Annotated in this window: 24 protein-coding genes, 1 other RNA gene and 1 riboswitch; of the genes, 19 read left to right on the top strand and 6 right to left on the bottom strand. The window is 38.1% G+C overall.

The window, feature by feature from the left end:
• Nucleotides 1-27 precede the first annotated feature (27 nt).
• From MMB68_RS15335 to MMB68_RS15350, 4 genes are all read left to right on the top strand, one after another.
• Nucleotides 28-690 (top strand): DUF2642 domain-containing protein, encoded by a 663-nt coding sequence (locus MMB68_RS15335; RefSeq protein WP_221785633.1) that lies wholly within the window; start codon nt 28-30, stop codon nt 688-690.
• A 167-nt stretch (nt 691-857) separates the two neighbouring features.
• Nucleotides 858-975, top strand: a riboswitch (SAM riboswitch).
• 71 nt (nt 976-1,046) lie between these two features.
• Nucleotides 1,047-2,192 carry a trans-sulfuration enzyme family protein gene (locus MMB68_RS15340; RefSeq protein ID WP_034653411.1) on the top strand — a complete coding sequence of 382 codons (1,146 nt, stop codon included), beginning with the start codon at nt 1,047-1,049 and terminating at the stop codon, nt 2,190-2,192.
• On the top strand, nt 2,176-3,357 hold the full coding sequence (locus tag MMB68_RS15345) for a trans-sulfuration enzyme family protein (protein WP_014460952.1): 1,182 nt from the start codon (nt 2,176-2,178) through the stop codon (nt 3,355-3,357). The genes MMB68_RS15340 and MMB68_RS15345 overlap by 17 nt, the downstream gene beginning before the upstream one ends.
• Before the next feature lie 133 nt (nt 3,358-3,490).
• Complete coding sequence (locus MMB68_RS15350; protein ID WP_277549152.1) at nt 3,491-3,781, top strand: hypothetical protein; 291 nt, start codon at nt 3,491-3,493, stop codon at nt 3,779-3,781.
• A 229-nt stretch (nt 3,782-4,010) separates the two neighbouring features.
• Here MMB68_RS15350 and MMB68_RS15355 read toward each other — a convergent pair whose 3' ends face one another.
• The 3 genes from MMB68_RS15355 to MMB68_RS15365 all read right to left on the bottom strand — a co-directional run bounded on the left by MMB68_RS15355 (nt 4,011) and on the right by MMB68_RS15365 (nt 7,218).
• Nucleotides 4,011-4,670: an SIMPL domain-containing protein gene (locus MMB68_RS15355; RefSeq protein ID WP_264409022.1), complete on the bottom strand. Its 660-nt coding sequence runs from the start codon at nt 4,668-4,670 to the stop codon at nt 4,011-4,013.
• Between the two features lie 231 nt (nt 4,671-4,901).
• On the bottom strand, nt 4,902-6,380 hold the full coding sequence (putP, locus tag MMB68_RS15360; RefSeq protein WP_221785631.1) for a sodium/proline symporter PutP: 1,479 nt from the start codon (nt 6,378-6,380) through the stop codon (nt 4,902-4,904).
• 292 nt (nt 6,381-6,672) lie between these two features.
• Complete coding sequence (locus MMB68_RS15365; protein WP_014460948.1) at nt 6,673-7,218, bottom strand: YhcN/YlaJ family sporulation lipoprotein; 546 nt, start codon at nt 7,216-7,218, stop codon at nt 6,673-6,675.
• A 111-nt stretch (nt 7,219-7,329) separates the two neighbouring features.
• Here MMB68_RS15365 and MMB68_RS15370 point away from each other — a divergent pair, with 111 nt between their 5' ends.
• The 3 genes from MMB68_RS15370 (at nt 7,330) to MMB68_RS15380 (ending at nt 8,268) form a co-directional block, all read left to right on the top strand.
• Nucleotides 7,330-7,497, top strand: a complete 168-nt coding sequence (locus tag MMB68_RS15370) for a hypothetical protein (RefSeq protein WP_013056129.1) — start codon at nt 7,330-7,332, stop codon at nt 7,495-7,497.
• A 286-nt stretch (nt 7,498-7,783) separates the two neighbouring features.
• The gene (locus MMB68_RS15375) at nt 7,784-7,987 is read left to right on the top strand and encodes a cold-shock protein (protein WP_013056130.1); all 204 of its coding nucleotides are present in this window, start codon (nt 7,784-7,786) and stop codon (nt 7,985-7,987) included.
• Nucleotides 7,988-8,091: 104 nt separating this feature from the next.
• Nucleotides 8,092-8,268, top strand: coding sequence for a hypothetical protein (locus MMB68_RS15380; RefSeq protein ID WP_162871410.1), 177 nt, complete (start codon nt 8,092-8,094; stop codon nt 8,266-8,268).
• Between the two features lie 257 nt (nt 8,269-8,525).
• Here the strand turns inward: MMB68_RS15380 and MMB68_RS15385 are convergent, their stop codons facing one another.
• The 3 genes from MMB68_RS15385 to MMB68_RS15395 form a co-directional block, all read right to left on the bottom strand.
• A complete protein-coding gene (locus MMB68_RS15385) occupies nt 8,526-8,837 on the bottom strand; it encodes a DUF6509 family protein (RefSeq protein ID WP_057242050.1) in 312 nt (103 codons plus the stop codon).
• Between the two features lie 160 nt (nt 8,838-8,997).
• Entirely contained in the window at nt 8,998-10,509 is a 1,512-nt protein-coding gene (locus MMB68_RS15390; protein ID WP_277448385.1) for a sensor domain-containing diguanylate cyclase, read from the bottom strand.
• Between the two features lie 149 nt (nt 10,510-10,658).
• Nucleotides 10,659-10,910: a hypothetical protein gene (locus MMB68_RS15395; protein WP_013056134.1), complete on the bottom strand. Its 252-nt coding sequence runs from the start codon at nt 10,908-10,910 to the stop codon at nt 10,659-10,661.
• A 121-nt stretch (nt 10,911-11,031) separates the two neighbouring features.
• On the opposite strand from MMB68_RS15395, the gene MMB68_RS15400 reads away from it, so the two are divergent.
• From MMB68_RS15400 to MMB68_RS15455, 12 genes are all read left to right on the top strand, one after another.
• Complete coding sequence (locus tag MMB68_RS15400) at nt 11,032-13,302, top strand: DEAD/DEAH box helicase (RefSeq protein ID WP_269871674.1); 2,271 nt, start codon at nt 11,032-11,034, stop codon at nt 13,300-13,302.
• A 4-nt stretch (nt 13,303-13,306) separates the two neighbouring features.
• Nucleotides 13,307-14,557: a ribonuclease H-like domain-containing protein gene (locus MMB68_RS15405; RefSeq protein ID WP_277549153.1), complete on the top strand. Its 1,251-nt coding sequence runs from the start codon at nt 13,307-13,309 to the stop codon at nt 14,555-14,557.
• A 346-nt stretch (nt 14,558-14,903) separates the two neighbouring features.
• Entirely contained in the window at nt 14,904-15,401 is a 498-nt protein-coding gene (locus MMB68_RS15410) for a spore coat protein (RefSeq protein WP_043979458.1), read from the top strand.
• Between the two features lie 63 nt (nt 15,402-15,464).
• Nucleotides 15,465-16,016 carry an SLOG family protein gene (locus MMB68_RS15415; protein ID WP_028414057.1) on the top strand — a complete coding sequence of 184 codons (552 nt, stop codon included), beginning with the start codon at nt 15,465-15,467 and terminating at the stop codon, nt 16,014-16,016.
• 104 nt (nt 16,017-16,120) lie between these two features.
• Nucleotides 16,121-16,453 carry a cell division regulator GpsB gene (gene gpsB / locus MMB68_RS15420; protein ID WP_013056140.1) on the top strand — a complete coding sequence of 111 codons (333 nt, stop codon included), beginning with the start codon at nt 16,121-16,123 and terminating at the stop codon, nt 16,451-16,453.
• Nucleotides 16,454-16,516: 63 nt separating this feature from the next.
• An RNA gene (rnpB, locus tag MMB68_RS15425) (RNase P RNA component class B) lies at nt 16,517-16,905 on the top strand.
• A 249-nt stretch (nt 16,906-17,154) separates the two neighbouring features.
• Nucleotides 17,155-17,499, top strand: coding sequence for a lmo0954 family membrane protein (locus tag MMB68_RS15430; RefSeq protein ID WP_014460940.1), 345 nt, complete (start codon nt 17,155-17,157; stop codon nt 17,497-17,499).
• A gap of 36 nt (nt 17,500-17,535) precedes the next feature.
• The gene (locus tag MMB68_RS15435) at nt 17,536-18,162 is read left to right on the top strand and encodes a PspA/IM30 family protein (protein ID WP_057241820.1); all 627 of its coding nucleotides are present in this window, start codon (nt 17,536-17,538) and stop codon (nt 18,160-18,162) included.
• Between the two features lie 133 nt (nt 18,163-18,295).
• Complete coding sequence (gene liaF / locus MMB68_RS15440) at nt 18,296-19,024, top strand: cell wall-active antibiotics response protein LiaF (protein ID WP_269871672.1); 729 nt, start codon at nt 18,296-18,298, stop codon at nt 19,022-19,024.
• A complete protein-coding gene (locus MMB68_RS15445; protein ID WP_098248335.1) occupies nt 19,021-20,067 on the top strand; it encodes a sensor histidine kinase in 1,047 nt (348 codons plus the stop codon). The genes liaF and MMB68_RS15445 overlap by 4 nt, the downstream gene beginning before the upstream one ends.
• Complete coding sequence (locus tag MMB68_RS15450) at nt 20,060-20,686, top strand: response regulator (protein WP_013082360.1); 627 nt, start codon at nt 20,060-20,062, stop codon at nt 20,684-20,686. The genes MMB68_RS15445 and MMB68_RS15450 overlap by 8 nt, the downstream gene beginning before the upstream one ends.
• Nucleotides 20,687-20,818: 132 nt before the next feature.
• Complete coding sequence (locus tag MMB68_RS15455) at nt 20,819-22,486, top strand: glycoside hydrolase family 13 protein (RefSeq protein ID WP_277549154.1); 1,668 nt, start codon at nt 20,819-20,821, stop codon at nt 22,484-22,486.
• Nucleotides 22,487-22,568: the final 82 nt, after the last annotated feature.

Raw genomic sequence — 22,568 nt, forward strand, 5'->3', positions numbered from 1 at the left:
CATATAGGAAAAAGGAGGAGAATCAGAATGAGTATGAATCATTATATCAATAAAATTGTGGAGTTAGATATTTCAGGAAAAACGACATTTGTTGGCAGACTTATTGATCTTGGATTAGATATTATGGTTTTGTATAATGGACATGATTATTTGTATATTCCTCTTTTACACATGCATCGTTTGCGGGAAGTATCGGAAGAAGACTATACGGTTTTACGTGAAATAGAAGAGAATTTAATAGAAGAAAGTCAGCGGATTTCTTATCGGAATATTTTACAGCAGGCAAAAGGGAAATTTATTGAAATTTATGTAACGGGAGGGAAATCATTGCATGGCTATATCACAAGCGTGCTGAATGATTATCTTGTGTTTTATTCTCCAGTGTATAAAAATGTCTTTGTTTCTCTGCATCATTTGAAATGGCTTACCCCTTACAGTAATGAGTTAACCCCTTATTCTTTAAGTGACAAAGAGCTCCCAGTAAGGCCCGCCTCTGCACCTTTTGTCAGAAACTTTGAAGAGCAGCTTAAAAAATATGAAAATCAACTGGTCGTATTAGATTTAGGGGATCAATCAGAAAAGATTGGTGTACTTAAAGAAGTTTCTAATAATATTGTTGAACTAATTACGGCAAATGGAGAAAGTATGTATTGGAAGTTAGCTCACGTAAAAGCTGTACACTTGCCTTAGAAAAAGAGACCTCCCTGTCGTCTCTTTTTTTTATGTGTTTAGCAAGACAAGTATATTGAATAAACAAATGAGATGATTTGAATTTTTTAGAAAATTATGTTGACAATAAAGAAAATCTTTATTAAAGTTAGTAACAACAAACGTTAACCACCAACAATTATATAGAACTCTTATCAAGAGTGGCGGAGGGACTGGCCCTGCGATGCCCGGCAACCATCAAATGAAACATTCATTTGAACGGTGCTAATTCCTGTGGAACATCAGTATTGTTCTAACAGATGAGAGAAATCGTGTATAAACGAACACTCTTCCATCTGTGAAGAGTGTTTTTTATTTTGAGTTAAGGAGAGAAATAGATGAAAATTGAAACTTTATTAGTTCGTTCAGGAGTAGGTCGTGATCCTTCAACAGGTTCTATTACAACACCCATTTACCAAGCATCAACATTTGCTCATCCTGCTTTAGGGCAAAGTACAGGATTTGACTATGCACGTACGGCAAATCCTACTCGTACAGCATTGGAAGAAGCAATTGCTGCTTTAGAAAAAGGAGAAGTAGGAGTAGCATTCGCTTCAGGAATGGCGGGTGTAATGGCAGTTTTAGCACTATTTAAAAACGGAGATCATTTAATTGTATCAGAGGATTTATACGGAGGAACGTACCGAGTACTAAATGAAATCTTTTCAGAGCAAGGAATTACTGTTTCGTACGTCAACACAGCACATCTCGAGCAAGTAAAAGATGCGCTTCGTCCCAACACGAAAGCTTTATTTATTGAAACACCTACGAATCCAATGATGCACGTGACTGATTTGCCAGAAGCAATTGCGTTAGCTAAACAGCATGATTTGCTTACCATCGTTGACAATACCTTCATGTCCCCTTATTATCAGCGTCCTTTAGAGCTTGGAGCAGATATTGTAATACATAGTGCAAGCAAATACATTGGGGGTCATAATGATGTAGTTGCTGGTCTTGTAGTGGCTCGATGTAGTAGCTTAGGAGAGAAAATTCGTTTTTATCAAAATGCAGCTGGGGCAATCTTAGGGCCACAGGACAGCTGGTTGTTATTACGCGGTGTTAAAACGCTAGCGCTTCGTATGGAAAAGCATAATGAAAACGCGCTGAAAATTGCAAATTGGCTTACTGCTCATGATCTCGTGGAAAAAGTGTATTACCCTGGTCTTGAAACACATCCAGGCTATGAAATCATGAAGAAACAAGCAACTGGATTTGGAGGCATGATTTCTTTTGCTGTCTCACACCCTGACATCGTGTCAGTACTTTTAGAAAATGTCAAAGTTATTACATTTGCAGAAAGCTTAGGAGGCGTAGAAAGTTTAATGACATTCCCAGCTCGTCAAACACACGCTGATATTCCGGAGGAAATTCGAAATCGTGTCGGAGTAACAAACTGTTTACTGCGGCTATCAGTTGGAATTGAGCACGCAGATGATTTAATTAAAGACTTGAAGGAGGCATTTGATGCATACCAACAATAATAAACATAGATTTGGTACGAACTTAATTCATGCAAATACAGGAATTGACGGTCATTTTGGAGCGGTTAACGTACCTATTTATCAGGTATCTACATTTAACCAAGAAGATGAGACGAACAACGGCCGTTATGACTATTCTCGTTCAGGAAATCCAACTCGTGAGGCTTTAGAAAACACCATTGCTCAGCTAGAAAATGGATACGCTGGTTTTGCTTTTTCATCAGGTATGGCTGCTATCTCATCGGTGTTATCTATTTTTGAATCAGGGGATGAAATTTTAGTTTCACACGATACGTACGGCGGGACATATCGTGTATTAACACGATTATTTTCAAAGTTTGGTATCAAAACAACTTTTGTTGATACAACGAAGGTTGAGAAAGTAGAAGAAGCTATCACAAAAGATACGAAGGCTATTTATATCGAAAGCCCTTCAAATCCATTTTTACAGGTAACAGATATTAAAGCAGTAGCAAGTTTGGCGAAGGAGCGCAATCTTCTTACAATTGTGGATAACACGTTTTTAACGCCTTATCTACAGCAGCCAATTGACCTTGGTGTAAACATTGTGATTCATAGTGCTACAAAATATATCAGCGGCCACAGTGACGTCATTGGCGGTTTAGTTGTAGTAAGCGATGAAAAGTTAGCAGAAGAAGTAAAGTTTGTGCAAAATGCTTTTGGTGCTATCTTGGGACCACAGGATTGTTTTTTACTGCTTCGGGGAATTAAGACATTAAAAGTTCGTTTAGATCAGCAGTTAAAAACAGCGCTGCAGTTTGCAAAATGGCTTGAAGAACAATCTCTAGTGAGCCGTGTATACTACCCGGGCTTAAAAAGTCATCCAGACCACAAACTGATTTCAGAACAAGCAAATGGATACGGAGCTATGATTTCTTTCCAAGTACAGGATGAAAAAGTAGCACGACATATTTTACAAGGAGTCAAATTAGCTTCAATTGGCGTTAGTCTAGGTGCAGTTGAATCCATTCTAACGCATCCTGCAACAATGTCTCATGCAAGTATCCCAAAAGAAGTACGTGAAGAAAAAGGAATTACTGATTCACTTCTTCGTCTTTCAGTAGGGTTAGAGGAATTCGAGGATTTAAAGCAAGACTTTAATGCTGTTTTTCAAAGCTTAGAAGAAAAGGCGTTAATTAAATAAAGAAAAGAGACTGGGACAAAAGTATTCTAGTTAAAGTTAAACAAGAACTATTAATCAAAATTACTGATTAATAGTTCTTGTTTTTTGTTGTCACGGTGAACGTAGGTTTCATCTATTTCGTTGCTTCTAGCGGTTGATTGGAGGGCAAGGCGAAGACTCCTGCGGGAAAAGCGGAAGGGATGAGACCCCGCAGAAGCACAAGCGACGAGGAGGCTCATCGGCCGCCCGCGGAAAGCGAAGCCTTGCACGGAAATCAACCGCGGTGTCACAAACGGTTCAGCTCCTTTATCCCATTTGTTCGTCTTTACACTGGATTGATATCCGTTATATACAGCTATCTAAAAGGTTTGTGTATAGGGACGTAAGCGCAACTTTTTCATCAGAGGAAAGACTGCTGTTTAGAATTCTTTTTATGCCAAGATGATATTTTACATACGGTGTTTGCCGGACGCGTGGATGAGTCATTTCATCTTTTAAATCTTTCATAATGGCTTCGTGAAGCTGATCTTCACTTGTCATGGCTTGTTTAGAAGCAAACGAACGGTTTAACCATAGGGTTTGATAAGCTGCTAGTAAATGTTCAGAAGTCATTGTGCAAAGAGCTCCTTTAGATTAGTTTCTTCATTAGAATAGTCTATAGTTTACCACAAGTATTAATACGTGTACGTAACTTTTACAGAAGCAGATACAGTCAAGGACTGAGCTTGAATAGGGGGAGAGGCCGCTAATAACTTAGGCGAGGAGCCAGATGACTGATAGACGGGGCCTTCTTCGATTAGAATGGGGGTTTGGTTAATAGGGAGCTGAAGCGTGTTGGCAATGGTAAAGGCCTTTTCTTTGGCATTCAATAAAGCTTTACTAATTGCTTCTTGTTCATATTTATCATCATTTGTAACGTGAAATTGAAGGTCTTGCGCTACGTTTGCTCCGCTTGAAAACGTAGCGTTATAGACATCGCCCGCTTGTTTTACATCTTGTACTCTTACTCTAAATAAGTGCTGTACTTCGTATCCTGTAAGAGTCGATTTTCCATCGCTGTAATCATATTTAGGATTTATGGTGAATGAAGCTGTTTCAATTTGCTGGTCGTTGATTCCAAGATTTTTCATCTCTTGCAGCAAAGTGTTTGAAACAGCTGAATTTTCTTTTAAGGCTTCTTGAACGTCTCGGTTTTCCGTACGAGTTCCAATCGTCATGGAAATTTCATTTGGAATGGCTGAAGCAGTTCCTTCACCAATTACTTTAATTTCTCTATTTTGTGTATCTACGCGCAGTTGTTGTGTAGGTTCATAAGGCAAATAAGAATGTTGCATACAAAAACCTCCTTTATTGATCTTTAATATATATATGATAAGCAAAGGAGATTAAAAACAAAAAGAGGTTGAGACATAACTAAATCAACCGCTAGACGCAACTATATACATGAAACCTATATTCACCATACCAATAAAAAAATCCGAACGAATTTGATTCTCCATCAAGAATCTCGATTCACCGTTCGGATCTTCCTTCAATTAGCATACTTTTTTTCAGCTTCTCTTTGTTTATTTCGATTCTTTTATTAAGATTTCTTTCATTTCAATGAATTGATTTTGAACATCGTTTGACGGTTTCTTTGTTAGTAAACTTACAATAATAACAGCTAATAAGCTTAAAAAGAAACCAGGAATCATTTCGTAAAGAGCATCCTTAAACGGAGTATTTACCCAAATTAATACCGTAACAGCACCTACAATCATCCCTGCAAGTGCTCCCCATCGAGTCATACGCTTCCAGTAAAGACTTAGTAAAATAGCAGGACCAAATGCAGAACCAAATCCAGCCCAAGCGTATCCAACCAGCCCTAAAATCGTATCACTAGGTTTTAAAGAAAGCAAAATAGCGATAATTGCAACACCTAAAACCGCAGATCTTCCGACCGTTACAAGCTCTTTGTCAGAGGCTTTGCGTCGGAAAAATGTTTTATAAAAATCTTCTGTAACAGAGCTTGCCGTTACAAGCAGCTGAGAAGAAATCGTACTCATAATTGCTGCTAGTAAAGCTGCATATAAAAATCCAGTAATTAACGGATTGAAGAGTATATCCGCAAATTTAATAAAAATAGTTTCAGGGTCTGCTAGTTTCATACCCGTTTTTTCTACATATGCAATTCCAACGAGCCCTGTCAGCATAGCACCAATAATAGAAATAATCATCCAGCTCATTCCAATACGGCGTGCGGGTTTTAATTCCTTAACAGAAGAGATAGCCATAAAACGGACGATAATATGAGGCTGGCCGAAATAGCCAAGTCCCCAGGCTAAGAAGGATATAATACCTAAAACGGTCGTACCTTTAAAAATGTCCAGATATGCTGGGTTAATGTCCTGTACAATATCCATTGTTGTGTTAACGCCTCCAACATCAGTGAAAGCAACAATGGGTACTAAAACTAAAGCAAGAAACATAATAACGCCTTGAACAAAATCTGTTAAACTAACGGCTAAAAATCCACCGAAAAGAGTGTAGGCAATAACAACAGATGCTGTTACAAATAAGCCAATTTGGTAATGTAAATCAAATGCTGACTCAAATAACCGTCCGCCTGATACCATACCAGCTGAAGTGTAAAGAGTGAAGAAAATAAAGATGACGATTGCTGATACTGTTCGAAGAATCTTGGCGTGGTCGCCAAAACGATTTTCAAAAAAGTCTGGGATTGTAATCGAGTCATTCGCTACTTCCGTATAAGTGCGAAGACGCGGAGCGAGGATTAAATAGTTTAAATAAGCACCTATAGACAATCCCACCGCTAGCCAGACGCTAGAAAGGCCAGTCACATACATGGAGCCAGGAAGCCCCATTAACATCCATCCACTCATATCGGAAGCGCCAGCTGAAAGGGCGGTAACGGCTGGACCTAGTCCGCGTCCTCCTAACATATAGCCAGCTACATCTTCAGTGGTTTTTCTATAGGCATACCATCCTATTCCAAGCATTCCCACAAAATAAATGCCGAGTGAAATATAAACTCCAATATCCACCAAATCTCCCCTTTATGCATTTTTTATGCATGAAACGAGCGCTGCTCGTCACGCAAACATCTTATGGTTTCTAAAACTAACAAACTTTTCCTATACTATCAACCCACAAAAACGTAAATTACCTAAGTCTAAAATCCCCTAAACCTTTATATTATAGAAATGAAAACGTTTTCAAAATAAAGTAAAATAAAAATATTCAGAAATTTATAAGAGCGCTTTTTATGCAATATTTTATGCAAAAAATAAAATAAAAAGAGCATTTTGTAAAATGCTCTTTTGACATTCATGTATATTAGCGTGAGTTCGGGAATACGCGGCGAACAACTTCTGAAAACTCGTCAAATAGTCCAGAAACTGGTTTACCCGTTTGAAGCTTGTCTACATATCCGTTCATACGATTCACAAAATCAGGGTTTGTTGATACAAACACTCGATGAACACTGCCATCAGCTTTTCTTACTTCATGTGCAATCTTATGCTCCATATCTTTTGTGAGATTGCCTTCTTTGTTATCGTCTAATACGGCTGCTACATAAGCTGTATGGTCGGTTACGATTACGTTAGCATCTTTTACGTTTTTTAACGCTACGATACGATCAGCTGCCACATCGGCTACTCTCATTCCGCCGGACTGATTGTACTGTTCTTTTTCATTACGCTGTACGTCTTGCGTATCGTTTACATCATTCATTTTCGTTTTATTGTTTCCATTTTCATATGTGACGTTGCGGACTGTATTATCGTCAATGACGCCATCTTTACCTTGATCTGCTGTGCTGCAGCCGAATAAAGAAAGGGTCGTCATGCAGCCTACAACAAACAAAAACGATTTCTTCATGATAGTATCACTCCTTATAAGTTTTAACCTTTCTTATAATTTGTTAAAAACGTGTGAAGCATACATGAAAAATATAAAAAAGCCTATACTATCGAAAAAGGAGGAATATGTATGAGTGGAATTCAACAAAGCATATTTGTGCTTCATACAAAAGAAGAAAACCATGAAGAAACAACAACGTTTGCACTGACTTCAGAAGAAGCTAAGTTATTATTTGAGACCCTGCAAAATAAACGAAAAGAAATTATCGACGCCCACATTGATAACATGTTGACGTAAGGAAGATAAATATTTTGCAAAACGGATGAGCCATATGTTAAGAATGGCTCAATATTTGCATTCTACATATAGGTATAGTATAATGTAAACGCAACCAAATTTAATAAATGTAATGAATACTACGTTTGAGCATACACTCGAATTAGATTTAGTGAAAATTCACTTGTTATAAAGGAGATCTACTTCGCGTAGGTCTCTTTTATAATATGTGAATTTTTTATTTACGGTATAAATGTAAATATAGAGTAACATATTAAAATTTTTACATTTTTTGGAGGTTTTTTACATGGCTACTACAGGTACAGTAAAATGGTTTAACAGTGAAAAGGGCTTCGGTTTTATCGAAGTACCAGGCGAAAATGACGTATTCGTTCATTTTTCAGCTATCCAATCTGAAGGCTTCAAAACATTAGAAGAAGGCCAAAAAGTTGAATTTGAAATCGTTGAAGGTCAACGTGGACCTCAAGCGGAGAATGTTGTAAAATTATAATTCAACGCTACATATGAAAGCTGCCGATAGGCAGCTTTTTTTATACAAATTTGTTTTATTTGTATGATTAAGAAAATAGATTAAAGTAGGGGAGAAGGGAAGGCATGAGTTCATTTCATTGCTGTGCCACATGTCAACATTTTCAAAGCATTAAATTGGATAAGGGAATGAAGTATCGATGCAAAAGACTAGGCTATGAAACCCGTCCTTCTTATCGGTTTACATGCTGGGAGCCAAAAGAAGTAGTTAAAAAGCTAATGGAAAAACGAAATCAAAAATGAGGCTGGGACATAACAAAATCAATTCAATCTACAGATGAACAAATGAGATAAACGAGCTAGTAGGGGGAATCGCTTATTACTTCCGTGCAAGACTTCGCTTTCCGCGAGCGGCCGGTGAGATTCCTCGTCGCTTTTCCCCACAGGAGTCTTCGCCTTGCCATCCAATCACCAGCTAGAAGCAGCTGCATACATAAAACCTACGTTCACTCGTTCAGATTTTCCTTCAACTAAAATACTTTGGTCCCAGCCTCTTTTAATTATTCCTCGTTATTTGTACCTTCCTCTGAAGGCAAATGCTTCCCGCAAAACTCTTTTACAGCTTCTTCTTCCTCTTCTTCAAGGTCGAAGTCTAATACTTTATTTGTTGAAACTTCGTAGAAATGAGTTTGGGCAATAGAAGTGTTATCGTCGCCTTTAATATATACTACGCGTAGTGCTAGGTCGTTGCCCGTATATAATTCATCATCTTCTTCTACCTCAATGTATAAATGAAATTCATAGCGTTCACCTAGAAGGAGACCAAATGGATCCTGCAATTGTTCAGCTGTATATTCTTTAATTGTAAACATATGTACGTCCTTTCCATATATCAGTAAAATACTTGCATCATCTATTATAGTTTTTCTTTGCAAAGAAAGAAAGTGCACGCGTAATTCATGCACGGATTTATTCCTTGATCATTCTATTTAGCGAATCTACCTGATGCGATGGCGCAAGGACTTCGATGATTTACTTAAAGGCGGAAGAAACGCGCGTATGTTTTTGCTTATACATGGCAGCATCTGCTTTTTGAATTAATGTATCTAGGTTGGTATCGTCTGAAGGCGCACATATAATAAATCCGTAACTCGCAGACAGTGCATACGGCTTGTTAAATTCTTTCTTTTTATCTTCTAGCTGTTTATTAATATTTTGCCACAGCTCTTGTACGTATTCTTCCGTTTGTTCAGGAGCAATTAATAAAAACTCATCGCCTCCGTAGCGAAAGAGCGTATCATCTTTGCCAATATAACCACTAATTGATTCTGCTATTGTTTTAATAAGCCAGTCGCCTTCTCTATGACCGTATTGATCATTTACTAGTTTTAAAGAATTAATATCGATAAAACATAATAGAAAAGATGCATGATTGGTTTTAGCTCTCAGCAGTTCCAACTGCAGCTTTTCCATTCCGCTTCTTCGATTTAAAATTCCGGTTAGCATATCAGTTGAAGCGTGCAAGCTCAATTCATGCTCAACCGCTTTTAAATCGGTTATATCGGTAATACCTGCGAGTATGCAGCTTTCGCTTTGATACTCTAGTAATTCATAATTGATCATAACCCACTTAGAATCTCCATGTTCACGTGCTTCTAGGATGTAGTTTTTTACATATTTCTCTTGTTGAAGACGTTTTAAAATCTCCTCTCGATCTTCATCGGTAGGATAGATTATAAATCCGTCTATTTGATCAAGATCTTGAGAAGCAAGATTGTAAAAATGAATAGCTTTATTATTAATGAGCAGCACTTTGTGGTCGGATAATCTCGTTAATAGTAAAGGATAGGGGTTAATTTTGAACAGCGTAAAAAAATTACGTTCGCTTTCTTTTAGCTGTAGATGATTCATATATTCTTTGTGACGGTATGTATAAAGAATGTATGAAATAAGTAAAGCGATAGCAACTGCTGCAGTTGTATTGATCTGCTTTGAAATAAGGGAAAAAGAATCTGGTACATATCGTGATAAGCCGTATAGTAAAAAAAGATGGTTAGGAATAAAAATGATGCACAGATGTTTTAATTTCATAGGACATAAAACAGCTGTGGAAATCAAAAGCATCATATACACGTCTACGCGACCTGTGAAAAGCTGACTGTTAATAGTAGAAAGTGCTGCAGCAAATACGTAATAAAATATATAGCCATATACAATGGTGCTTAAGTAGTTAGCAAACCGTTCTTTTCTCTTACTAAAATAATAGAACAATAAATAAAGAGAGGAGAGAGCAAAACTAGTGAAATGAATACCAATTAGTGTATGTCTAAACTGAGATGTCCCCGCATGTTGAAGTAAAGAAAAACCTATATAAATATAAATAGGATAGGAAACTACAAGAGCAAGTGAAACTAGCTTGACTCTCTGTTGAAGCATTTCTACATTCGTTTTATCGGACATTGTATCTTCATTAACTTCTCTCCCTGAAGGAAAACGAAATTTCTTCAAAAAGGAGAAAGGTAAAAGCGAAAGAAGAAATGACATGACCATCATCTCCATATCTTTTTTAGGTATTTTAGCATGTTTGTATAAGAAAAGACATGAATTTTTTAGATGAAAATGTCTGCTTTTCCATCAAGAAAAAGCATAAAGATTTATATGATTAAAGGTGAGGACAAAGAGCCTCACCTTTTTTATTGAAGTTTATTCGATTCAGCATGCCGTACAAACATGGTCTCATCTTCTACTAAGCCGCAAGCTCCGCACTGAATGCGTTTTTGCGGTCCGTTATAAGCAGCGTGAAAGGCATCGAGCGTATCGTTTGTGTATTCTTCTACGACGTCTCCGCTTCTTGGATCCATTTTTACAGGTTTTGCATTTTGTTCAATGATATTAAAACGCGTTCGATTTGTTTTGCAGCTAGGGCAAAGATAAGGGCTTCCCATTTTTAACATCTCCTTGAAAAATTTACTGTATTAATACCATGTCCGAATCCACCAAAAACATGCAAAAACTTATGGTTTTCTATCGAACGTTCATTCGTTAAAATAGAAGCAGGTGATGAAAATGAGAATACGAAAAAACTTACAAGAAGTAATGGATATTTTGCAAACGAATCCGTCATATCAGCAAAATATCGTTCATTGGCATACAATCGAAGAGAAAGAAGCTAAAACTGCGCCATTTCCAGCTTCTTTGCATACGAAACTGCGGGAAGCACTTGAGAAAAGAGGAATTGGTTCACTTTATACGCATCAAAAAACAGCATTTGATTTAGCAGCAGATAAGAAAAATGTTGTGGCCGTGACGCCGACAGCGTCGGGGAAAACATTGTGCTACAACTTGCCGGTACTACAAAGCATTATGGAGAATGATCAGGCTAGAGCTCTTTATTTGTTTCCAACAAAAGCGCTTGCCCAAGATCAAAAAAGTGAATTAAATGAACTCATTGAAGAAATGGAAGTGCCAATCAATAGCTATACGTATGATGGAGATACTCCGGCAAATATCCGCCAAAAGGTAAGAAAAGCAGGTCATATTGTTATTACGAATCCAGATATGCTTCATTCAGCTATTTTGCCTCATCATACGAAATGGGTATCACTGTTTGAAAATCTAAAGTACATTGTGATTGATGAACTTCATACGTACCGCGGTGTTTTTGGCAGCCACGTAGCCAACGTTATACGCCGGTTAAAGCGAATTTGCCGCTACTATGGAAGCAATCCTATCTTTATTTGTACATCAGCGACCATCGCTAACCCAAAAGAACTTGCTGAACATTTAACGGGAGCTCATGTTATTTTAGTAGATAACAATGGAGCGCCTAGCGGCCGCAAACATTTTATTTTTTATAACCCGCCTATTGTTAATAAACCTTTAAACATTAGAAGAAGTGCTACGCTTGAAGTGCGAAATATTGCAGGAGAGTTTTTGAAAAATAAAATTCAAACGATTGTATTTGCACGAAGCCGAGTACGAGTGGAAATTATTTTAACGTATCTGCAGGAGCTCGTGAAAAACCAGCTTCAACATAAGTCTATTCAAGGGTACCGCGGAGGATATTTGCCGAAGCAGCGACGCGAAATAGAAAGAGGACTTCGAGAGGGAAGTATTTACGGGGTAGTCAGTACGAATGCTTTAGAGCTAGGAGTGGATATCGGGCAGCTGCAGGTGTGTGTGATGACAGGCTATCCAGGCACGGTTGCAAGCGCTTGGCAGCAAGCAGGACGAGCAGGGAGACGTCACGGAGAAGCCGTCATTGTGATGGTCGCAAGTTCAAGCCCGCTTGACCAGTATATGATTCAGCATCCGGATTATTTTTTTAGCAGAAATCCAGAAACAGCTCGAATTAATCCTGATAATCTTGTTATTTTAGTCGATCATTTAAAATGTGCGTCCTATGAGCTGCCGTTTAAGCAGGGAGAAACATTTGATGGAGTAGAAATTGAAGACGTGCTGGAGTTTTTGCAAGAAGAGCGAGTGATTCATTTTAGCGGAGACAAATGGTACTGGATGAATGATTCGTTCCCAGCTCATAATATCAGTCTGCGCTCTGCATCCCAAGAAAATGTTGTCATCATTGATCAATCGGACGTTGCAAATGTGAAAGTAATTGGAGAAATGGATCGCTTTAGTGCCATGACGCTTCTTCATGATGAGGCGATTTACTTGCATCAAGGCATTCAGTATCAAGTAGAATACTTGGACTGGGATGAGAAAAAAGCGTATGTTCGTGAAGTCGATGTAGACTATTTCACCGATGCAAACTTAGCGGTTAACTTAAAGGTTCTAGAAGCTGATAAAGAACGACTGGAAGGGACATATTCAATCGGTTATGGCGATGTAATGGTCAGCGCCATGGCTACGATATTTAAAAAAATAAAGTTTGAGACGCATGAAAACATAGGGTCAGGCCCCATTTCACTTCCGGAAGAAGAGCTTCATACAAATGCCGTGTGGCTAAGCTTTGAAAAAGAACAGTTTTACGAATCTGAAGAACGATTGGAACAAGCGCTCATTTCTGTGGCAAATGCCCTTCAGTCAATTGCACCGCTTATGGTGATGTGCGATCCGTCTGATTTACATGTAGTGCCTCAGATAAAAGCGGTGCACAACGAACAGCCGACTATCTTCTTATATGATCGATACCCGGGAGGCATTGGGTTAAGTGATAAAGTATACGAACAAATGAATGATGTGCTAAATCAAACCAATCAATTAATTATAAATTGTTCTTGCGAAAGCGGCTGTCCGTCTTGTATCGGTATGGAAGCACAGGGAGAGCACGCAAAAAGCGATGCGCTCGTGCTGCTACAACAACTGCAAAGTAGGTGAACTCTTGTCTTTTAAAAATAAATTAAACCGTATGAAAAAGCATCTTCATGTTACAGAAGCAAAGCCGCCGGTTGAAAGTAACCCGCAGCGACCTAAGAGCGCATCTATTCCCTATGAACAGGAATGGAAGGGAAATCATTCTGTGCCTTACTTTGCGGAAGACAGCTACTGTATGATTAGAGAAGTGGTTTACCCGCTCGACTACAAGCATGGACATTATGAATTTAATGAGCTGAAAAAAGTAGTGGAAGTATGGAATCGGTCTACAGTTGCTCATCCGCTTTCATCAAAAGGCCACACTTATTCAGATTTATTTTTCTTTGATACGGAAACGACAGGGCTTAGTACAGGTACGGGAACGACTATCTTTTTGCTAGGATATGCAAGGGTGCTAAAAGATTCCGTCGTTTTTCGTCAGCATATATTAACGGAGCCAATTGGAGAAGTAGCATTTTACGAAAGTTTTTTAAAAGAAGTAGACTATACGACGCTTGTGACTTATAATGGGAAATCTTTCGATTGGCCTCACGTGAAGACTCGCCATACGCTATTGAGAGATCATTTGCCCAAGCTGCCTAAGTTCGGTCACTTTGATTTGCTGCATGCGTCAAGAAGGCTGTGGAAACACAAAATGAGTTCGGTTAAGCTTGCGAATGTCGAAAAAGAAATACTTGGAATTGAACGAGTTGATGACATTCCAGGTTTTTTAGCTCCCATGATTTATTTTGATTTTATTGAAACGAAAAATCCAAGAGGCTTATTCGATATTATGAAACATAATGAACATGATATTTTATCGCTTATTACCTTATACATTCATTTATCAAAGCATCTCCTTACTAGTGAGGAGTTTACAGAAAAAGAAACGTACGAAGTAGCAAGGTGGTACGAGCAGTTAGGGGAGAACAAGCACGCTTTCTCTCTTTATCAGGGCGTAGCAGAAAAAGAAAAAGAAGAGCATGAAAAAGCTCAGCTAGCGATGGCTTATCATTATAAAAAAGAGAAGAGTTGGAAAGAGGCAGTGGACATGTTTGAACCCTTGGTTCAAACATGTGAAGGTGACGTCGCTATAGAAGCATTGGTTGAGCTAGCTAAAATTTATGAGCATCGTCTCAAAGATGTTCATCAAGCACTTCTATATACTGAGCTAGCCTCGGAGAAGTGGAATCAACTCAGAGGAATGACTAAAAAAACGTCGAAGGAAGCGCTTGAAAAAAGACTTCTTAGACTAAAAAATAAATCAGCTAAAGCTTAGACTTCAGCTGGTTTATTTTAAAAAATTCAGAATTATTATTCTTTTGTTTTTGTGGATGTTTTATATTGTTCTATTTTTCAGTCATTGATAAAATTAGTCAATGTAAGACTTATTCTTACAGCTTAAAAACAGAACTTTGGTGAGATGGAGAGAGGCCCCATGAAAAATGTGATTTTAGTATCATTTTTCGCATTAATTTGTTTAACAGTAATTGTCTTAAGCAGTTTGAAAAATTCGTATAACTCCTTTATGTAGGTCAAAAATAGGTGTCTGTCTTAGTACATGTACACTGCCCTTCACATATTGTAATAGTGTAATAACTAAACAGTGAAAGGGGAAAAAGGATATGTATCCAAGACCAACAAAATGTATGCCACCAATTGTGCATCCAACAAAATGCTGCACGCAGTTTACTTCTCAGGAGGTAGTAGTACCTCACATTCATCCAAGTCATAATACATTGGTGAATCATACAAATGTGAAGCACGTACATTACTTCCCGCAAACGCAATCTGTTGTAAATGAAACTTCAAACCAACAGTTTTTTGGCGGCGCGCAGCAATATCCAACTCAAGTAGGAGGAGCAGGCTATCCAGGTCAAATGGGAGGCTATCCAAGTCAAGTAGCAGGTGCTGGTTACCCAGGTCAAATGGGAGGCTATCCAGGCCAAGTAGCAGGTGCTGGTTATCCAGGTCAAATGGGAGGCTATCCAGGTCAAGTGGCAGGAGCGGGCTACCCAGGTCAAGTAGCAGGTGCTAGTTATCCGGGACACAAAGGCTGCGGCCAAGGAAGCTGTCATACAAAAGGCGCGCATCAAGGACCAAATTCAGGGTATTTTAGATAATGTACGCTAATAGGAGCTGATTTCATCAGTTCCTATTCTATTTTGTTATAAAGGAGTTATATAATGAAGGTGCTAACAGTTACCGGTTATAAGCCATTTGAACTTGGCATTTTTAATGAAAAACATCAAGGTATTACATATATAAAAAAAGCGCTCTATAAAAAATTACAGGAATTAGTAGAAGATGGATTAGAATGGGTATTGATTAGCGGCCAGCTAGGAGTAGAAATTTGGGCAGCAGAAGTGGTATTTGACCTTCAGCTCGATTATCCCGAGCTTCAGTTAGCTGTTTTAACACCGTTTTTGGAGCAAGAAGAAAAATGGAATGACGTCAATAAAGAATTGTATGAATTCGTCTTAAGTCAAGCAGATTATGTAGATAGCATCACAAAAAAGAAATATGAAAGTCCAGCACAGTTTCGGTTGAAAAATCAATTTTTAGTAGAAAAAAGTGAAGGTATTTGTTTAGTTTACGACGAAGAGCACGAAGGAAGTCCTAAATATATGTTAGAAACGGCTAAAAAACGTGCTGAACGAGAAGAATACCCTATTATAATGGTGACGTCTCACGACTTACAGGATATCGTGGATGAAGAAAAATTTTCGTCTTTTTAATGCCACTTGGCGAAACATTTTAAAAGATAAATTGACATTTGAAGCTATTTTTGAAAAAATGAATTATAATAAAGATAAGGTTTATCGTATTCGAGGTGATAGAGATGTTAGCTGATAAAATCCGTTTAACGGCCAAAGAAATTTTAGAAAAAGAATTTAAAACAGGCATGAGAGGCTATAATCAAGAAGAAGTAGATAAGTATCTAGATTCTGTTATTAAAGATTATGAAGCATTTCATGAAGAAATTGAAGCATTACAAACCGAAAATTTACGCTTAAAAAAGCAAGTAGAAGAGTTATCTAAAAAGCCGCAACAACCTTCGTTTACCCCGCCGCCGGCTCAACAGCAGCAGCAAGCGGGTACGACAAACTTTGATATTTTAAAACGTTTGTCGAACTTAGAAAAACATGTGTTTGGAAGTAAATTATACGAATAACCTAAAAATAGGAGTTGCATTCAACTCCTATTTTTATTATACTAAGGAAAGTCGTTATCAATAACGTTCGGGTAATTGCTGCATCACATATGAGGATGTAGAGGAAAGTCCATGCTCGCACAGACTGCGATGTCTGTAGTGTTCGTGCCTAGCGAAGTCATAAGCTAGGGTAGCTGTTAAAAGCTAACGGCGGGGAAAAAGCCTAAGTCTTTTTAAGATATGGCTTGACTACTCTGAAAGTGCCACAGTGACGAAGTCTTATCAGAAATGGTAAGAGTGGAACGAGGTAAACCCCTCGAGCGAGAAACCCAAATAATGGTAGGGGAACTTTCTGGAAGGAACTGAACGGAAGGAAGGACAAAATGGTTACATTTTGTAGATAGATAATTGCCACCGGAGTACGAGGTAGCTAGCCGCTTGCAGTACAATGGTACAAAACATGGCTTACAGAACGTTATTGAAAAGCAATCGACACTTGTTGTTATACACTATATTTTAATCCAACCCAGCTCTTCGTATAACGGAAGAGCTTTTTTTATGTCAAAATGACAGCTTATCATAAGCTGTCATTTTTTTTTGTACAATCAGACTGAGCTTGTTGTAAGCCTCAGGTCTTAGGAGAAAATAAAGCTCTAGCTCGTTTTGAAAAAACGTCATAATCCTTAAACTAAGTATATAGATAAGCGAAAGGAGGAGACAAAATGAAAAAAGTTGGTTTGTTTTTGATTGGAGCGGTAGCTGCTATCGTTCTTCTTGCAAATGCCGGTCCGATGGTAGGACTTGCACTTGGCTTAGTTATTTTGTACGTAGCATTTAAAGGGTTTGTTAAAGCAGAGACCCCCTTTAAAAAATGGCTCTGGGGGTTTATAGGTGTTGTCGTACTCTTAACAACCGTTTCAAACCTCCCGGCCCTTGCTGGTATCATCGCAGCAGTCGTACTTTACATTGTATATAAAAAGTGGAACAGCAGCAGCCCTATAAAAACGGAAAAAGAAGATCCGTTTAAGCATTTTGAACGTCAGTGGGCTGACTTAAATCAAAAATAATAAAAGTTTACTTTATTATCTAAGGAGATGAACAAAATGAGAAACTTATTTACTCGAATGAAAGAAACGATTTCTGCAGACCTTCATCAATTACTTGATCACAAAGAACAAAAAAATCCAATTGCTGCACTAAACCACTATTTGCGTCAATGCGAGCAGGAGACCGAAAAGGTAAGGCAGCTTGTTGAGCGACAGCACACGTTAAAAGAACAGTTTAATCGCGAATACCATCTGGCCCTTGACATGATGAAAAAACGTCATGAGCAAGCACAAGTAGCACAAGCAGCTGAAGAAACGGAATTACATGAATTTATTTTAAAAGAACATGCTCACTACGAAGAGAGAGCGAAGCGTGTAAAAGAATCTTATGAAGATGCATCCAAGCAGTTAGAAGAGCTTGAACAAAAGTATGAAGAAATGAAGCATAAGGTAAAAGATATGCATATTCGCCGTATGGAACTAATGGGGCGCGAAAATATTGCTCGTGCGCATCATCGTATGAATTCAGTAATGAAAACAGAAGCATCTTATACGTCCTACAGCCAGTTTGACGAAATGGAAACCTATATTGACCAGCTTGAAAATCAAATTAATACAAATTACTATAGACAAACGGTAGACAGCAAGATTGCTGAATTAGAAAAAAGAGTAAAATCATCGTAAAAAATCAGTGTTTCTGCATAAAACATGGTATTCTAAAAAAGGCGTAGGTTTCTGCGTCTTTTTAAGGTGAGAGAAGATACCTGCAGCATCCAAAGAACGCTATGTCGTCTACGAGAAGAAAGGAGAGAGAGCTGTGCAAAGCGTAAACAAAACAGAATCTCTTATGTTCATTTTTATTTGCAGTTTATTTGTCCTGTTTATTGAAATTATGTTTTTTCACAGCGGCTTGATCTTTTCTGTATTAATTGCCGGTGCGTTCATGTATATTGGGCGAAAAAAAATGAGAAGAAAACTAGGGCGCATTTTATTTTGGATTGGCGTTATTGGGCTGGTGTTGAATATATTTAATACGGTTGCCTTTAAGTTTTTAGTTATTGCTCTTTTTCTGTATTTTTTACTTAGATTTATTCAATCAAGAAAGCATCCGGTTGAATTCAGACCAACTGACGAATTTACCCACCAGCCAAACCAAAGTTTGGTGCAGGTCCGCCCGGTTTTGACGAATAAACTTCTTGGTAGTCAAAGAACCGAAGATTCCGTATACGAATGGGATGATATTAATATTCAAAGCGTATGGGGAGACATTGTGGTTGATCTAAGCAATACCGTTCTGCCAAAAGGCGATGCGGTTATTTTTATTCGTCAAGTGTTTGGAAATATTAAAGTGCTCATTCCTTACGAAACGGAAGTATCTGTGAATCATTCTAAACTGGCAGGAAACGTAACGGTTTTTGGAAATCAGCGCGGCTTTTCGTTCAATGAAAATTTGTCTATCAAAACAGAGGAATTTGATCAATCTGCTCATAGGGTGAAGATTGTTACAACTGTTGTGATTGGAGATTTAGAGGTGCAAAGGATATGAGTATTCTTCAACGGCAGTTATTATGGGGGATTTTCTTAAGTTTTTTTGTATTTGTATCCGTGCTCCTTACCGTGTTTTTTGCATATCCTGTTTTTCAACTTAGCGACTTATGGAAAACAAGCGTATTTGGCATGCCTTTTGTGCTGTTTTCCTTCAGCTTAAGCCTGACGATTGGAAGCGTGATTGGAGGAATCATGGGGTTTATGTGGAGACAGCAGTGGACATATGTTGAAAACCGATTATATGAAATAGAAAATGGCCACCGGCATATGTCGGCAAATAAACCGCTTATTCAAGAAACGTCTCGAATTATAAGCCGTTTAAACAAAGTAGATCATAAAATGATTCTTCAAGCACAGCAATCCCAAAAGATGGCAACGGAAAAAGTGGAAAATCAGCAAAAGCAAGTGCAAGAAATTGTTTCTCAGGAACGAAATCGGCTTGCTAGAGAACTGCATGACTCCGTTAGTCAGCAGCTATTTGCCGCTTCGATGCTTATGTCTGCTATTACGGAATCCAATCTTACGCTACAAGATTCTGAAGCTAAGCAATTAAAGATGGTTGAAAAAATGATTAATCAATCACAGCTTGAAATGAGGGCTTTGCTTCTTCATCTTCGTCCTGCAGCATTAAAAGGAAAATCGCTGCAGGCTGGAATGAAAGAACTGATGAATGAGCTTGCTCAAAAAGTACCGCTTGAATTAAATTGGAAAATAGAAGGTTTTGAACTTGATAAAGGCATTGAAGACCACTTGTTTAGGATTTTGCAAGAATCCGTATCAAATACGCTGCGTCATGCCAATGCAACAGCTTTAGATGTGCTGCTGATTAAACGTGACTTTTCCATTATTTTACGTATCGTTGATAATGGAGTTGGTTTTGATGTGGAAAAGGAAAAAGTTGGATCGTACGGCCTTCAAAATATGTACGAACGCGCAGTTGAAATTGGAGGCCTATTAAAAATTATTAGTTTGCCCGACAAAGGAACAAAGCTAGAAGTGAAAGTACCGTTAGTAGAAAGAGAGGAGAAGCAAAATGATTAATGTACTGTTAGTAGATGATCATGAAATGGTTCGTATTGGCGTAGGAGCGTATTTGTCTGCTCAAGCAGACATTCATGTGATAGCTGAAGCAGCAAATGGCCAACAGGCCGTTGAATTAGGGCTTCAGCTGCGCCCGGATATTATTTTAATGGATTTAGTCATGGAAGAAATGGACGGGATTGAAGCAACAAAACAACTGATTAAACAGTGGCCAGAAGCGAAAGTGATCATTGTCACTAGCTTTCTAGATGACGAAAAAGTATATCCCGCTCTAGAGGCAGGGGCAACAAGCTACTTATTAAAAACGTCTAAAGCAGGAGAAATTGCAGCTGCTATTCGTCGTACATATGAGGGGCAATCTGTATTAGAGCCCGAAGTAACCGGTAAAATGATGTCTAAAATGAGAAAACCGTCGTTACCTCATGAAGAACTGACAGCTCGTGAAATGGAAATTCTACTGCTAATGACACAAGGCAAAACAAATCAAGAAATTGCAGACGAATTATTTATTGCGCTAAAGACGGTAAAAACACATGTGAGCAATTTATTAAGTAAGCTGGATGTACAGGACCGGACTCAAGCCGTGATCTATGCCTTTAAACACAAATTAGCGCAGTGAGAATCGTTATTCAAAAGAGAATAACGATTTTTTTTGTGAAAAACCTATTTTTTTGCATGTATTCATTATAAAATAGCGATATGCGTAAAGGCGAACGCTTACGTAAAAGCACTATTTTGAGGGGTTGAGCACATGGAAAAGAAATGGTGGAAAGAAGCTGTTGCGTATCAAATCTACCCGCGAAGCTTCATGGATTCAAACGGCGATGGAATTGGTGACATTCAAGGGGTTATTTCAAAATTAGACTATTTATCTGATCTTGGAATTGATGTCATTTGGATTTGCCCGATTTATCAGTCTCCTAACGACGATAATGGCTACGATATCAGTGATTATAAAGATATTATGAAAGATTTCGGAACAATGGAAGACTTTGATGAGCTGCTAGATGAAGTTCACCATCGCGGAATGAAGCTGATTATGGATTTAGTTATTAATCATACTTCAGATGAACACCCTTGGTTTTTAGAATCCAGGTCTTCTAAAGAGAATCCATATCGTGATTATTATATTTGGCACGAAGGTAAAGATGGCAAAGAGCCAAACAACTGGGAATCTATTTTTAGCGGATCAGCTTGGGAGTTCGACGAAAACACAAAAGAATATTACATGCACGTATTTTCTAAAAAACAGCCCGATTTAAACTGGGAAAACGAAAAAGTACGTCATGAGCTTTATGAAATGGTTAACTGGTGGTTAGATAAAGGAATTGACGGCTTTCGTGTAGATGCTATTTCGCATATTAAGAAAGTGGCCGGCTTCCCAGATCTACCGAACCCTGAAAAGCTAGATTATGTCCCATCGTTTGAAGGACATATGAATCGACCGGGAATTCAAGAACATTTAAAAGAGTTAAAAGAAAATACGTTTGCCAAATACGATATTATGACGGTTGGAGAGGCAAATGGTGTAACATCGAACAGCGCAGATGAGTGGGTAGCTGAAGATGGCGGAAACTTCAATATGATTTTTCAGTTCGAGCATATGGGACTGTGGGATAAAGGAGAAGAAAAACCGCTTGATTTAATCGAGTTAAAAACGATTTTAACTAATTGGCAAAATGGTTTAGAAAAAATCAACGGCTGGAACGCTTTATATTTAGAAAATCATGACCAAATTCGTTCTGTAAATAAATTCGGCAGCACAGCTTACCGAGTGGAAAGTGCAAAGTGCTTAGCTGCACTATACTTTTTAATGAAAGGAACACCGTTTATTTATCAAGGACAAGAACTTGGAATGACCAATGTTAAGTTTGATTCTATTGACGATTATGATGATGTTGGTATGATTAACTACTACCGTATTCAGCGTGAAAAAGGCGATTCACATGACGAGATTATGAGAGTGATTTGGGAAACAGGCCGCGATAATTCAAGAACGCCAATGCAGTGGAATACAGAAAGAAATGCAGGATTTTCTACTGGTACCCCTTGGATGAAGGTGAATCCAAATTACGTAGATATTAACGTAGAAGAGCAGAAAAGTGATAAGAATTCGGTACTGAATTTTTACAAACAGCTCATTAAAATCAGAAAACAGCATGATGTGCTGGTGTATGGAACTTATAAGCTGTTGGCAGAAGAAGATACCGCTATTTACGCGTATACGCGAACATTAGAAGGTAAAACAGCTGTTGTTATTTGTAATATGTCACCGAAAAATCAAACGTTCGAGTTTCCTTCAGAGAGCTCATTTGCAAACAGAGAAGTGCTGATTCATAATTATCCGTTGGATAAAAACGAAACGCTTGAAAAATGTACGCTGCATCCATATGAAACACGTGTATACTTACTTTCATAAACAAGTTGAGCAACCGATTGCGCAACTTTAAAGTGAAAAGCTTTTAAAAACGAATTTATATGCGACATAGGTGAAGAAACTG

The sequence above is a fragment of the Priestia sp. Y58 genome, assembly GCF_029522095.1.
GTDB lineage: Bacteria > Bacillota > Bacilli > Bacillales > Bacillaceae_H > Priestia > Priestia megaterium_E.